The sequence below is a fragment of the bacterium Scap17 genome, assembly GCA_013376735.1.
In the GTDB taxonomy this organism is placed as follows: Bacteria; Pseudomonadota; Gammaproteobacteria; order Pseudomonadales; family Halomonadaceae; genus Cobetia.
In genome coordinates this window covers 2153036-2165517 of the sequence record VINJ01000001.1, presented here as the reverse complement: position 1 = coordinate 2165517, position 12482 = coordinate 2153036, and the positions used below count along the sequence as shown (strand labels likewise).

The 12482-nt window shown below is 58.0% G+C and carries 12 protein-coding genes; 6 read left to right on the top strand and 6 right to left on the bottom strand.

The genetic code is table 11. The features are described 5' to 3' along the window. Positions 1-331 precede the first annotated feature (331 nt). Entirely contained in the window at positions 332-2713 is a 2382-nt protein-coding gene (locus FLM52_09275) for an HD domain-containing protein (GenBank protein ID NVN55978.1), read from the bottom strand. A 464-nt stretch (positions 2714-3177) separates the two neighbouring features. Here FLM52_09275 and FLM52_09270 point away from each other — a divergent pair, with 464 nt between their 5' ends. Next, a complete protein-coding gene (locus FLM52_09270; GenBank protein ID NVN55977.1) occupies positions 3178-3468 on the top strand; it encodes a hypothetical protein in 291 nt (96 codons plus the stop codon). 350 nt (positions 3469-3818) lie between these two features. Here the strand turns inward: FLM52_09270 and FLM52_09265 are convergent, their stop codons facing one another. Continuing rightward, positions 3819-4178 (bottom strand): hypothetical protein, encoded by a 360-nt coding sequence (locus FLM52_09265; protein NVN55976.1) that lies wholly within the window; start codon positions 4176-4178, stop codon positions 3819-3821. Positions 4179-4479: 301 nt separating this feature from the next. Between FLM52_09265 and FLM52_09260 the strand changes: the two genes are divergently transcribed. Then, positions 4480-4653 carry a DUF2970 domain-containing protein gene (locus FLM52_09260; GenBank protein NVN55975.1) on the top strand — a complete coding sequence of 58 codons (174 nt, stop codon included), beginning with the start codon at positions 4480-4482 and terminating at the stop codon, positions 4651-4653. 190 nt (positions 4654-4843) lie between these two features. Here FLM52_09260 and FLM52_09255 read toward each other — a convergent pair whose 3' ends face one another. Beyond that, positions 4844-5374, bottom strand: a complete 531-nt coding sequence (locus FLM52_09255) for a DUF934 domain-containing protein (GenBank protein ID NVN55974.1) — start codon at positions 5372-5374, stop codon at positions 4844-4846. 13 nt (positions 5375-5387) lie between these two features. Then, positions 5388-7040 carry a nitrite/sulfite reductase gene (locus FLM52_09250; GenBank protein ID NVN55973.1) on the bottom strand — a complete coding sequence of 551 codons (1653 nt, stop codon included), beginning with the start codon at positions 7038-7040 and terminating at the stop codon, positions 5388-5390. Between the two features lie 146 nt (positions 7041-7186). On the opposite strand from FLM52_09250, the gene FLM52_09245 reads away from it, so the two are divergent. Then, the gene (locus tag FLM52_09245; protein ID NVN55972.1) at positions 7187-7423 is read left to right on the top strand and encodes a hypothetical protein; all 237 of its coding nucleotides are present in this window, start codon (positions 7187-7189) and stop codon (positions 7421-7423) included. A 466-nt stretch (positions 7424-7889) separates the two neighbouring features. On the opposite strand, the gene FLM52_09240 is transcribed toward FLM52_09245, so the two are convergent. Together FLM52_09240 and FLM52_09235 are read right to left on the bottom strand one after the other, a co-directional pair. Further along, positions 7890-9527 (bottom strand): EAL domain-containing protein, encoded by a 1638-nt coding sequence (locus FLM52_09240; protein ID NVN55971.1) that lies wholly within the window; start codon positions 9525-9527, stop codon positions 7890-7892. Positions 9528-9578: 51 nt separating this feature from the next. Continuing rightward, a complete protein-coding gene (locus tag FLM52_09235; GenBank protein NVN55970.1) occupies positions 9579-10103 on the bottom strand; it encodes a transposase family protein in 525 nt (174 codons plus the stop codon). A 63-nt stretch (positions 10104-10166) separates the two neighbouring features. Here FLM52_09235 and FLM52_09230 point away from each other — a divergent pair, with 63 nt between their 5' ends. The 3 genes from FLM52_09230 (at position 10167) to FLM52_09220 (ending at position 12477) form a co-directional block, all read left to right on the top strand. Then, positions 10167-10535, top strand: a complete 369-nt coding sequence (locus FLM52_09230) for a transposase (GenBank protein ID NVN55969.1) — start codon at positions 10167-10169, stop codon at positions 10533-10535. Then, positions 10532-10867 carry an IS66 family insertion sequence element accessory protein TnpB gene (gene tnpB, locus FLM52_09225; GenBank protein ID NVN55968.1) on the top strand — a complete coding sequence of 112 codons (336 nt, stop codon included), beginning with the start codon at positions 10532-10534 and terminating at the stop codon, positions 10865-10867. The genes FLM52_09230 and tnpB overlap by 4 nt, the downstream gene beginning before the upstream one ends. Positions 10868-10947: 80 nt before the next feature. After that, positions 10948-12477 carry an IS66 family transposase gene (locus tag FLM52_09220; protein NVN55967.1) on the top strand — a complete coding sequence of 510 codons (1530 nt, stop codon included), beginning with the start codon at positions 10948-10950 and terminating at the stop codon, positions 12475-12477. Positions 12478-12482: the final 5 nt, after the last annotated feature.

Sequence of the window (12482 nt, the reverse complement as noted above, 5' to 3'; positions counted from 1 at the left end):
GCACCGCCTTGGAGTGCGGCGCTGACGCATGAGATTTAGAGCATCAGAATAAATGTCTGAACACACATTAATAAATGTCGGACATTTCAACAAGACGCACACACTTCAACTTTGGTCGCGCGAAAGTTCGCCCGACACAGCTAACAAGGGCGCAGCCAACAACGAGGCGGGTAACAAAGGGGGAGTAAAAAGGGGGGAGTAAAAAGGGTGCGTCCACAACGAACGGGGCCAGACACGATGTCTGGCGCCTGTCACGGTTGGGAAGACGGGTCAAATGCAAAGCGGGTCATCGGGAAGCGGGTCACAAGGAAAGCCTGATGTCATGATCAGCTCACGCCGATGGCGGGTAGCGAGCCAGGTGGCCATTGAGGGTCAATTGCCATTCCTTGAGTGTCTGGGCACAGGAGAGATCGAGCAGCGTGATCTCGAGCGTCGCGGTGTCTTCCAGCGATGACAGCAGAGATGCCAAGGAATCGGCGGTGGGTGGCGAGGCAGTGCCATTGGCTGGCGCTTCGAACAGTGGCTCATTGCCTTCAGGGCGGCGAGTCACTTTCTGCGCAGGCGAGATATCCCGACATAGATGGCCCATCACGATGAAGTTGCCCTCACTGATGCGGAAGACACGCAGCGGATAGAAGCAGGCATTCAGATGCGGGCCAAGCTTGGCATCAAGGGGGGCAAGTTGCCTGTCGCCAGCATCGCGGCGTGCTCCTTCCTTCCGGCTTAGGCGAAGATGGCATAGCGTGATGTGCTGCCCCATGGCGTCCTGACACTCACCGGAAAGTGCTTCGAGAGCGGCATCCAGCAATGCGCGGGTGAAGCAGCCGCTGTGGTTGTCGCGCCACCGGTTGGGGTCACGTTCTACCTGCTGCGGGCAGAGTCGATGCAGGGTGGGCGCCGGCGGTATCGGTTGCTCCGTCAGCACTTCACGCGCCGCCTGCAGCAATTCTGGCGGTAGATGTCCATGACGGTGTTCGATATCGCACAGCGCCTGGGCCTCACTGACCCCAGTATGACGCACCAGCTCGATGATCTGCACGACCATCGCCAGAGTGCTGGCAGTGAGCGACGTCTCGCCATGAGAGGTCGCTGCAATATCGGGAGAGGCCTGTTTTGCCTGTGAGATGTCTGCATGAGGAGGGGCACCGAGCATGAACTGCTGACTGGCACGCAACAGGTCAGCTTCCGCGGGTGCCATCAGGGCATCTTCCATCATGCGTGCACCGACCTCGACATGGCGACGCAACAAGTGATATTGATCGAAATGGAGTTCATCGCGCGGACGCAGCAGTGAGTCGGGCAGCGCCAGCTTGCCGATATCATGCAGCATGGCAACGCGCTCCAGCGTGGCGATTTCCTGGCGGTCCATCCCGAGTCGTGTCGCGATGGCGCCGACAAGATTGGCGGCCAGATAGTCTTCTCCCGAGCGCTCGGGACAGCGTTCCTCGCGGATCATGCCCATCACCGACCCGAGCCTGTTCTCGCCGCGCTGCTCAAGCTCATGCTCCAGCTGATTCATGCGCTGGCGCATCTGCAGCTGTCGTTCGCGATACTGGCGCAGGAAGGCGTAGCCAAAGGCCAAGCAGAGCATCAAGGTCACCAACAGCGTGATCAGGAAATGCCAACGCTCCAGCGCGTGCTTTTTCTTCATCAAGTCTGCGTGCGCCTTGAGGGCGGTTTCACTGATGTCATCGAGATAGACACCACTGGCGATGATCCATTGGAAGGGGGGATACAGGGCGGCGTAGGCGGTCTTGTCGACCTGCTCGGCGCCCGGGCGCTTGGGGAAACGGTAATCGAAGAAGATGCCACTGCCGTTCAAGACACCCTCGAGCTCGGTGCGATACGGGAAGCGGCCACTGCTGTCCTGGTACTCGGTCGACAGCAACTTGCCTTCGGTGGACGGCAGCAGAGGATGGATCAAGCGACGTGCATAGCCCTCGCCCCCGGCTGGGTCCAGTATCTCGTTGATCCAGACATAGCGGCTTTCCTCGCGCTCGATACTCGCGTGCAGTGACTGTCTCAGCTCATTGGCGACCAGAAAAGCCACCATCTTCGGGTCGATATGCACCAACGCCCAAGGGGCCGGCTGCTGGCGACGATCAAGGCGCACGGCGCCGAGGCTGTCTTCCTCTTGCCCCAGAGGCACGGCAAACACCAGCCCGGCATCCGTGCCGCGCAGGAATTGTGCCTTGCGCACACCTGCGTTGAGGCGCTGATTCAGCTCCTGATTCCACCACTCAGGGTGGAGCGTGGTGGGGAGCTGCCCGATGTCGATCCAGTCCGGGTCGATGCGCAGGTCCGGGAACTGGCGCAATAGTTCGGTGCTGATGAAGGAGCGATCACGACCACTCAGATGGCTGATGCCCAGTGATGGGGAGCGCATGGTGGTGATCAGAAGGCTTTGCAGACGATGCTCGTAATTGCGATGTCGCGAGGCGATCATGCCGAGCGTCTGCTCCACCATTAACCTGGCCTGTTGACGCCGCTCCTTGGCGACCAACATCTGTGTCGCCTGGGCCTGCAGAATGTCCTGCTCGCGACTCTGCGATTCCTGAAATACCAGCAGGGCGCCAAGTGAGAGACAGGAGAGTGCGGTCAACCCTAGCCACAAGCGCAAGGGCTTGCCGAATGGACGCTGTCTGTCCGGGTAGCGCAGATCGGGCGGGCCGATATCTGGCCCATGTCGAGAGAGATCACTATCCTTGATCATCGAGTCACGTCATCCATGAGTGATGCGGTGGCGCCGGGGAGGGTGATGATGTCACTGTTTCGAGCATAGCGGCTAGCGCAAGCCCCAGAAGATATCGTTTCAGTCCTCTATGCCATCTAGCCAACGCTACGATGTTACCGCCCCAATGCCAAGTGAGGGCGCTCAACACTGCGCGAAGCCCCAGTTCAGGGCACTTGCGCGCCTTGCGTATCGCGCGATGTCTTGCGAGCAGACGTTGAAAGGGGCATGATGAAGCTAGTTTTCTGTATGGCTTTCAAGAAGATATCTGTCATTTATCGATGGCTGTCCAGAAGAGGCTCGCTAACATCTTGATTTGAGGCGCGCCGGTTGAGTGTTGAAGGTGTCGTGCATAAACTGCAAGTCAAATTGTCGCTCATCGTCCTGCAGTGAACTCATAGCGTTGTCTTCTTGTTGTCGACAAGATTAAAAGTGGAAAATCGTGCATGAACCGACATGATGAAAAGATCATTGCCAGCGCTCGCAAGCAGCGTGCTCTCTTTGATGAGCTCGAAAAGGCGTTGGCGGAAGAGCTAAATGCGCTGGATCGCTCTTCTCAGTCTGTCCCCGCCGCCGAGTCGAACCCCGACGATGACGAGGCGCGCGCCCAGAAGCGTGATGAGGAGTTCGTGGCGCGACTCGAAAGCCTGATCGCGGAATTCGATCTTGATCGTGAGGCCGCTCAGACATGGCTGCGAGAGCTTGAGGCATTCAAGGGGAACGCAGATTCAGAGTAAGCCCTCGTCTTGCCTGACTTATCCTGCGCTACGCTCTGAGCTACTCTTGATATACGTCCTGAGCTATGCAGGTATGATTTACGTGTCGCGATGGTCTGATCAGGCCTGCAAGCGTGTAAGCACAACGCCCAGCACTTCTCCCTGAAGTCTGGGCGTTGTGCGTTTCTCGCTTGGCTCACTCGGATCCGATGGATCATCTACCCCGATAGATCTTCTGACGTCTTTTTATTGGCTTGCTGATCTGGCGACGACACCGCTAGCCTCTTGTCGACAAGCGCTTTTGGGCAACTCTCCCCCAGCCCCAGCCCCAGCCCCAGCTCCAGCTCCAGCTCCAGGCCCAGAGCTGCGCCCTAGATCTCCTCCCAGATGGCTTCCTTCAATTCATCTGTCAGGCCTTGCAGGCGTTGCAGGCGCTTGACGGTATGTTCTTGCACATCACTGACGATCTCCGTCAGGCATTCCTTCGACTCGAGAGGGTCAACGAACCCGGTGGATAGCAGGCACTGGCCCATTTCCATGCTCTTGGTCTGCCACATGCGAACAAACTCGATTTCCTGCTCATATGCCTTGTGGCTCAGGGTCCACCATACCTGCTGACAACGCATCAAGGGGGCGAGGGGATGCACGAGGTCATCGGGCCGATTCATCCAGGGCAGTGGGGTGCTGAACATGGCAGCGAAAGGCTGTATCGGTTGATTGGCGACTGGCATTCTGGACTCCTGTCTCATGGTATCTGATAGCTGATGAGTGCAAACCTTTGGGGAAATACCTGCGGGGCGGCTGGTGTTTGGCGTTATTGTGACCAATAGTGATAGTGGCTGGTGTTTGGTGGCACAGGCTTCGTAACCTGAGCTGAGTTGAGCATAGCTCCCTCTGCTGGAATGCGCGCGAGCATCCTGTGCTGACCCCAGTCAACTCTGTCTTCAACAAGACTGGCTTCAACGACCCTGTCCTCAGACAACCCTGTGCCCAGATGATGAATTGCGTGAGGTCACCGACCAGGAGGCGATCATGATCAATGAAGTCAAATCCGTACTGGCAGCATTCTTTGGAGTCCAGAAGGAGGCCAATCGCAAGCGTGATTTCGAGCATGGCCATGCGCTGGACTTTCTGGTGGTGGGACTGGTGATGGCCGCACTGCTGGTGGGAGGGATGGCATTGCTGTCCACGGTCGTCGCCGGCTGATGAGCCGCTCAGGCGACTGAGACGAAACGCCAGACAAGATTCTTCAGATACGAAACATCAGGCATGAAAAAAGCCCCCGTCCAGGAGACCTTCCTGTACGGGGGCTTTGTGCTTGGCTCACTCGACTGTTTCTGCCTTCTACCCCGCGTCTGTTTGCCGGCAGAAACAGTGAGTGATCAAGAAGGGGCGGTCAGCGACGCGCGAACAGCGGCGTCTTCTGGTCGACACCGGTCTGGTAACTGACGCTGAACGAGCTCAGGGCATGCAAGGCATCTTCCACGTACTGATCGTCACGAAGGGCGAAAGCACTGATGCCGCAACGGCTCATGTAGTGGAGTTGATCCACCAGCACGTCACCGATGGCGCGAATCTCACCCTGATAGCCGAAGCGCTCGCGCATCAGGCGGGCGATGGTGTAGCCGCGGCCATCATTGAAGTTCGGGAAGTCGACCGCCAGCAGCGGTGCGTCCACCAGTGCCTTGCCAAGTTCCGGCGTGAGCTCGGTGTCACTGGCAAGCCAGGGTGCCAGATGATCAGAGCCTTCGCCGGCGGCGACAAGTGCCTGCCATTCTGCCAGCGGCAGCAGGGCGGGTTGCTGATAGCTCGTCAGGTTGCCGTCTTCATCCAGGCGTACGACCTGCCAGGCATCTTCGCTCACCAGCTGATTCTGACGGATGACGCCACCCTGGCGCTGATCGGTCAATTCGCGTGCTGATGTCATTTCTGCAGTCACCTCAGGCATAGACCCGCTCCTTGAACGGCTTCATGCCGATGCGGTGGTAGGTATCGACGAAGACTTCATCTTCCAGACGCTGCTCGACGTACACCTGCAGCACCTTGTCGATGACGTTTGGCATGTCTTCGGCATTGAAGGACGGGCCGAGGATCTTGCCGAGCGTGGCGTTGTCGTCGCTGCGTCCGCCCAGCGAGACTTGATAGAACTCCTGGCCTTTCTTGTCGACACCCAGGATGCCGATGTTGCCTACGTGGTGATGGCCACAGGCGTTCATGCAGCCCGAGATGTTCAGGTCCAGCGGGCCGAGGTCGTACAGGAAGTCGAGGTCTTCGAAACGGTCCTGCAGTGCCTGAGCGATGGGAATCGACTTGGCATTGGCCAGCGAGCAGAAATCGCCACCCGGGCAGCAGATCATGTCCGCCAGCGTGCCGACAGTCGGGTTGGCCATGCCGAGTTCTTCCAGCGCCTTCCAGAGTGTCTCGAGCTCATCGACCGGCACGTCTGACAGCACCAGGTTCTGCTCGTGTGTCACGCGCAGTTCACCGAAACCATATTGCTCCGCGAGGTCAGCCACGGCGTCCATCTGGTCAGCAGTGACGTCACCCGGGGCCAGTTCACGGCGCTTGAGCGACAGGGTGACGGCCTTGTAGCCCGGCACCTTGTGGCCGACGACGTTGTTGGTCACGAAACGCGCGAAGGCACGGTTCTCGCGGCGCAGGGCCTCATAGGCCTCGATGGCCTCGGCACTGACTTCACGGCGCTCAGGCTCGGGGAAGTAGCTGGTCGCCTTGGTGACGGCGGAGTCGGTGAGGGTTTCCGGGCCATCCTTGAGGTGGGCCCATTCTTCCTCGACGCGACGACGGAATTCCTCGATTCCCAATGCCTTGACCAGGATCTTGATGCGCGCCTTGTACTTGTTGTCGCGACGGCCCCACTGGTTGTAGACACGCACGATGGCGTCCAGATAGGTCAGCAGGTGCTGCCAGTCGAGGTCTTCGCGCACGATGTCACCGACCATCGGCGTTCGGCCGAGTCCGCCACCCGCCAGGATGGTGGCCTTGACGCTGCCATCGTCGGCGCGGTTGAGACGAATGCCGATATCGTGGACCTGGATGGCAGCGCGGTCGGCGCTTGCGCCGGTGACGGCAATCTTGAACTTGCGCGGCAGATAGGCAAATTCGGGGTGAAGCGTCGACCACTGACGGATCAGCTCACACCACGGACGCGGGTCGACGGTCTCGTCTTCCGCGATACCGGCGAACTGGTCAGTCGTGGTATTGCGGATGCAGTTGCCGCTGGTCTGGATCGCATGCATCTCGACCTGAGCCAATTCGGCGAGAATCGCCGGGACATCTTCCAGCTTCGGCCAGTTCAGCTGCAGATTCTGGCGGGTAGTGAAGTGTCCATAGGAACGGTCATATCGACGACTGATGGCCGCCATGGCGCGCAGTTGGACAGCGCTCAACATTCCGTAGGGAATGGCGATACGCAGCATCGGGGCGTGACGCTGGATGTAGAGGCCATTCTGCAGGCGCAGGGGGCGGAATTCTTCATCTCCCAGACGGCCCGCCAGATAGCGATCCATCTGGTCCTTGAATTGAGCTACCCGCTCGTCGACCAGTGTCTGGTCGTAGGTGTCATAGCGATACATGTCAGGGGTGTCCTGCGGTCGGGCATCAGATGATCGTCCACTGATGCGAATCTTGTTGATGCTGAAGCCACCATACCCTCTATTCTTTATTCTTTAAAAGAATAAATCCTCATAGTTTTCGACGATGGCGTTATTAAGAAGGCGCGTTGAGTTTGCCTACCAGCAGCGAAAAAGAAAAGGGCAGACAGCTGGAATTAGGGGCTGGGAATGTCACCATAGGCAAGGGCCAGCAACGATCTAGGCTTATACAAGCTTCAGGATGGGGGAGTGCTGCTCAAATCCTGCCGCTGGGCCTGTTCGCCACCATCGGGATAGAATTTGGCGATACCGTTATCGCCTGCAACAGCCATTCGATGAGTCAGATCTCATCGGTCCCGCAGTGATCAAGTGTATTGACAGATCCTGCTGTCAGGTGTTTGCGGTGCGGCGCAGTTGCTACCGGGCTTGGCGTGGTCGGGATAGAAGGGCCCTGTGAGACTGAGCAGAAACTGCTGGATCAGGCTGTCGAGGCGTATACCGTCAGTAACGGCTCTGCCGGCGCTCGTAGCATCGCAAAATGAGGAACACAGCTGCGTCGTTATCGGGCCAGCAGGCGGATGATCCACTGGGGGCTGATGAGCTCACAGCCGCCTAGCCTAGCCACGCCTACGAGAAGGCTGATCTACCACACCTGGATATACCAAATATTCTTGATCGGGAGTTTGATGTCAGGAGCCCAGACAGGTACGGACCGGCGACAAAATACCTATATTTGGGTAGGAGCACGCTGTGCTTATCAGGCGGTGGTCATTGTGGTGGTCAAGCGTTCAGAATGGACTTGACTGTCGTATTCTTGGCACAAGTCGTTTCCTAAGCTCGGTTGCTTTTGGCAGGCTTGAGCCATGCGATCCTCGCATTTCCGGGGAAGCGTCTCTCAAAGTCCGGAATTGGCATTGGGCGACCGAAGAGGAAGCCCTGGAAAGCATAAACCCCCAAATCCTTGAATATTTTGGCTTGGCCAATTTTCTCTATTCCTTCAACCACGACCTGCATGCCGAACGACTTCGCCATGGAGACGATGATCTTCGCCAGTTCTCTGTCTCGGGGGGCGGTCTCGACATTCATGACGAAAGATCGATCAATCTTCAATATACCGAAGGGCAGTTCATGCAGATAAGAAAGACAAGAGAAGCCTGTGCCGAAATCATCCAGTGATAGGTTGATGCCCAGTTTGCGAATGGCATGCAGTTGGTCCCGAAGACCCGGCTTACTATCAAGCATCAGATTCTCGGTGACCTCAATTACAAGCTGTGAAGGATGAATCGTGTGGCGCTCGAGTAGTGACTCGAGCTGATGCAGCATGTCTTGATCCCTGAATTGCATGACGGAAGCATTGACAGATAGGTAGCGTCCCTCGAACCCATCCATACGCCATTGACTTAGAATGCTGGCTGCCTCTTCCAACACCCAGTTGCCTATGGCAATGATTTGGCCGGTCTTTTCTGCCGCGGCAATGAATTCATTGGGTGGCACGAGGCCAAGTTCAGGATGCTCAAGTCGGATCAAGGCCTCCGCACCCAATAGTTCCGGGTTGTTTAGATTGGAGCTTTCTGCACTGAAGATGGGCTGTAGATAAAGACGAAACCAGCCCATGGTCAGGGCTTCGTCTATCAAGCGTTCCTTGAGGAATAAGGGTTCCCCATCTTCCAACGCGCTATCGCGAACGCAGGTGCGGTATTGATTGCCCCCCTCGTGTTTGATGTCGACCATAGTCAATTCAAGAAGGCGCATCAGACGACTGGGGCTTTCGTCATTTGCCTGAGCCTCAAGTCCTGCCATGCTGAAGCTGATATTAATAGGCTCGCCAGACTTGAGAAGTGGGTGCGAGAAGGCCTTCTGAATTCGGCATACCAGCGTACTCAGATTATCCTTTTCACAGGTCATGACGAACTCGTCACCCCCGGTGCGTCCAATCCAATCGGGATTACACTCCTTCAGCCGTGTGCCCACCTCTTTCAGAAGGAGGTCACCGTCCATGGGTCCCAAGTGGTGATTGATGCTATGGAATCGATCAATGTTGACCAAAAGCAAGCCAAATGCAGTGTCATCTCCGATCAGCTGCTTTACGTGCTGATTGAGCGACAGCCGGTTGGGTAACTGAGTCAATGGGTCTATCAGCTCGTGCTCCAGAAGTCGCTGTTGCGTCTTGGTCAGTTCGGTAATGTCTGTCAGCATCATCATCGTACCTTGCGACTGGCTGCCATTGGTCGCAGGAATGACCACCTGAACCTGACGATCTTCCTGGTGTTGGCAGTTCAAGTTCATTACCAGTTCGTTGCAGGCGTTACCCAGTCGCAAGGCAGTACTGATGCGGTGAACATAATTTCCATTTTCACTACTGATGAGTGTATAGAATGGCATGCCGACAAGATGCTCACGCGCCCATCCGGTCACTTCCAGCATCCTCTCACTGGCATCTTGTACCATGCCCTTCTTGTCAAGGACCATCAACAATCGGAATCTGTCAACATAGTTGGCACATGAAGTGGTGCTGGCTTTTTAAAATCCTGCTGCCTGCGGTATCGGATCCCGCTCCGGATTCAAATGCACTATCTCCGGCAGGTCGAGTTTTCGGATGTCGCCTGACCATCGCTCCGGGTGACGCTGCTTCGCGGCCTCGAAGACCTCTCGGCGCTGCGTCAGAATGCCTTTGGCCTCGCCGTCATGACGCTGGCTCGGCGTGACGTAGCGAAGGGCGCTGTGCCGGTGCTCATGGTTGTACCACTCGGTAAATTGCTGAACCCAGTCCTGAGCCTCGGCCAGGGTGGCGAACCCGTCGATGGGGAAGCCCGGCCGGTACTTCAGCGTCTTGAAGGCCGACTCGGCGAAGGCATTGTCGTTGCTGACTCGCGGTCGGCTGTATGAGGGAGTGATGCCCAGGTCATAGAGCTTTTCCAGGAAGGTCGCTGCCTTCATCGGGCTGCCGTTATCTGAATGCAGAATCAAGGGTTTATGACGATCTGTCAGGCGCTCTCGCCAGCAGGCTTTCTGGATCAACTCAGCGTAAGCGACCGGTGATCCCATCTACCGCAGAGTCCTGAATTCCGTCACGTTAGATGTCCACCTATCAATAAGTGGACACTTATCATGACGGAATCAAGCGTGTTGGAAGTTCCTCGCAAGCGTCGCCGCTTCACTGCCGCCTTCAAGGCCAGGATCGTCGAAGCGTGTCAGCAACCCGGTGCCTCCGTTGCCGGAGTGGCGTTGGAGCACAGCCTGAATGCTAACCTGGTCCACAATTGGATCCGTACCACCCGTCAGCAAACGGCTGTGCCAGAAATACCGGCATTTGTACCGGTGCCCATGACTCGCGAGTTGTCACCGGCCACTCCCCAGCATCAGGTGGCGGACCCTATTCGCCTCACGATCCCGCACCCCAACGGCCCGATGGTCATCGAGTGGCCTGCCTCGGAGGCCGACGCCTGCCGATCTCTGATCCGAGAGCTGCTCGCATGATCCGCATCGACGAAATCTGGCTGGCCACCGAGCCGCTGGATATGCGGGCCGGTCCGGATACGGCCCTAGCCCGGGTGGTGAAGGTGTTCGGCGCGGCTCGCCCGCACTGTGCCTATCTCTTTGCCAACCGGCGCGGCAACCGTATGAAGGTGCTGGTCCACGATGGCCTGGGTGTCTGGCTGTGCGCCCGGCGCCTGAACCAGGGCAAGTTCCACTGGGCCGGTCACTGGCAGGGCGATCGTATCGAGCTTTGCCCCGAGCAGGTCACGGCACTGGTGCAAGGACTGCCCTGGCAGCGTCTCGGCGCCGACGGGGTGATCTCGGTCGTGTGATGAGCGGCACAGACTTGGCGGCCCCGCTATTCGCGGATGCGCTAATCCCGTTCTCGTCGGCGGGCTGGCATACTGGCGGAATGACGACGCCCCCTGACCTGACTCAACTCTCTCCCGATCAGCTCCGCCACTTGGCGGCAACGCTGATGACGCAGGTGGAGGAAAAGGAGAAAGCGCTACGCCACAGCGAGCAGGTCAATCAAAAGCTGACCTATGAAATGGCATTGCTCAAGCGCCACGCCTTCGGCAAGCGCAGCGAGCAGCTCAATGTCCTGCAGATCAGCCTGCTGGAGGAAGGGGTGGACGCCGACATTGCTGCCATCGAGACCGAGCTGGAAGAGCTCCACCTCACTGCTGCCACGCCAGTGGCAAGGAAGACGCCCAAGCGCACGCCCTTACCTCCCGAGCTACCGCGCACCGAGATTCATCATGATCCGGAGAATGATCACTGCCGGTGTGGTTGTCAGCTGAGGCGGATCGGCGAGGAAATCAGTGAGAAGTTGGATTACACGCCGGGCGTGTTCCACGTCGAGCGGCATATCCGTGGCAAGTGGGTCTGCGACCAATGCGAGACACTGACCCAGGCACCGATGCCGACGCAGATCATTGACAAGGGCATCCCCACCGCCGGCTTGCTGGCCCAGGTGCTGATCGCCAAATATGCTGATCACCTGCCACTCTATCGCCAGGAGCAGATCTTCGCCCGCGCCGGCGTAGCGATTCCGCGCTCCACCCTGGCCGAGTGGGTCGGCACCTGCGGGGTGCGACTTCAGCCGCTGATCGATGCACTGCGTGAAGTGTTGCTCAACGAGCCGGTGCTGCATGCCGACGAAACGCCGGTACCGATGCTGGCCCCTGGCAAGAAGAAGACGCACCGCGCCTATCTCTGGGCCTACGCCACCACCCCGTATGCCGGGTTGAAGGCCGTAATCTACGACTTCAGCGAGGGACGTGGCGGTCAACATGCCCGCGACTTCCTCGGGAAGTGGCGGGGCAAGCTGGTCTGTGACGACTACAGCGGCTACAAGCAGAGCTTCGCCAACGGTGTTACCGAGATCGGTTGCATGGCCCATGCCCGCCGTAAATTTGTCGATCTGCACGTCGCTGGCAAGAGCCAGATCGCCGGGCAGGCTATCGAACTGATCGGTCAGCTATACCAGGTGGAGCGTGAGGTACAGTCATTCAGTGCGGAAGAGCGTCAACGGCTGCGGGAGACGAAAGCAAAGCCCATCGCCGATGCGCTACATCGCTGGATGCTGGCGCATCGCGAGAAGGTTCCGAATGGTTCGGCGACGGCGAAAGCGTTGGATTACAGCCTGAAGCGCTGGGCGGCGTTGACGCGCTACCTGGATGACGGCGCGTTGCCGATCGATAACAACCGGGCGGAGAATCTGATTCGCCCCTGGGCGCTGGGGCGTTCAAACTGGCTGTTCGCCGGATCTCTGCGCAGTGGCCAGCGTGCTGCCACCATCATGAGCCTCATTCAGTGTGCCAAGCTGAACGGCCATGAGCCCTATACCTACCTGAAAAATGTGTTGGAAAGGCTGCCGACCCAAAAGGCTAGCCAAGTGCACGAACTTCTGCCCCATCATTGGCAGCATACTGCGTGATCACT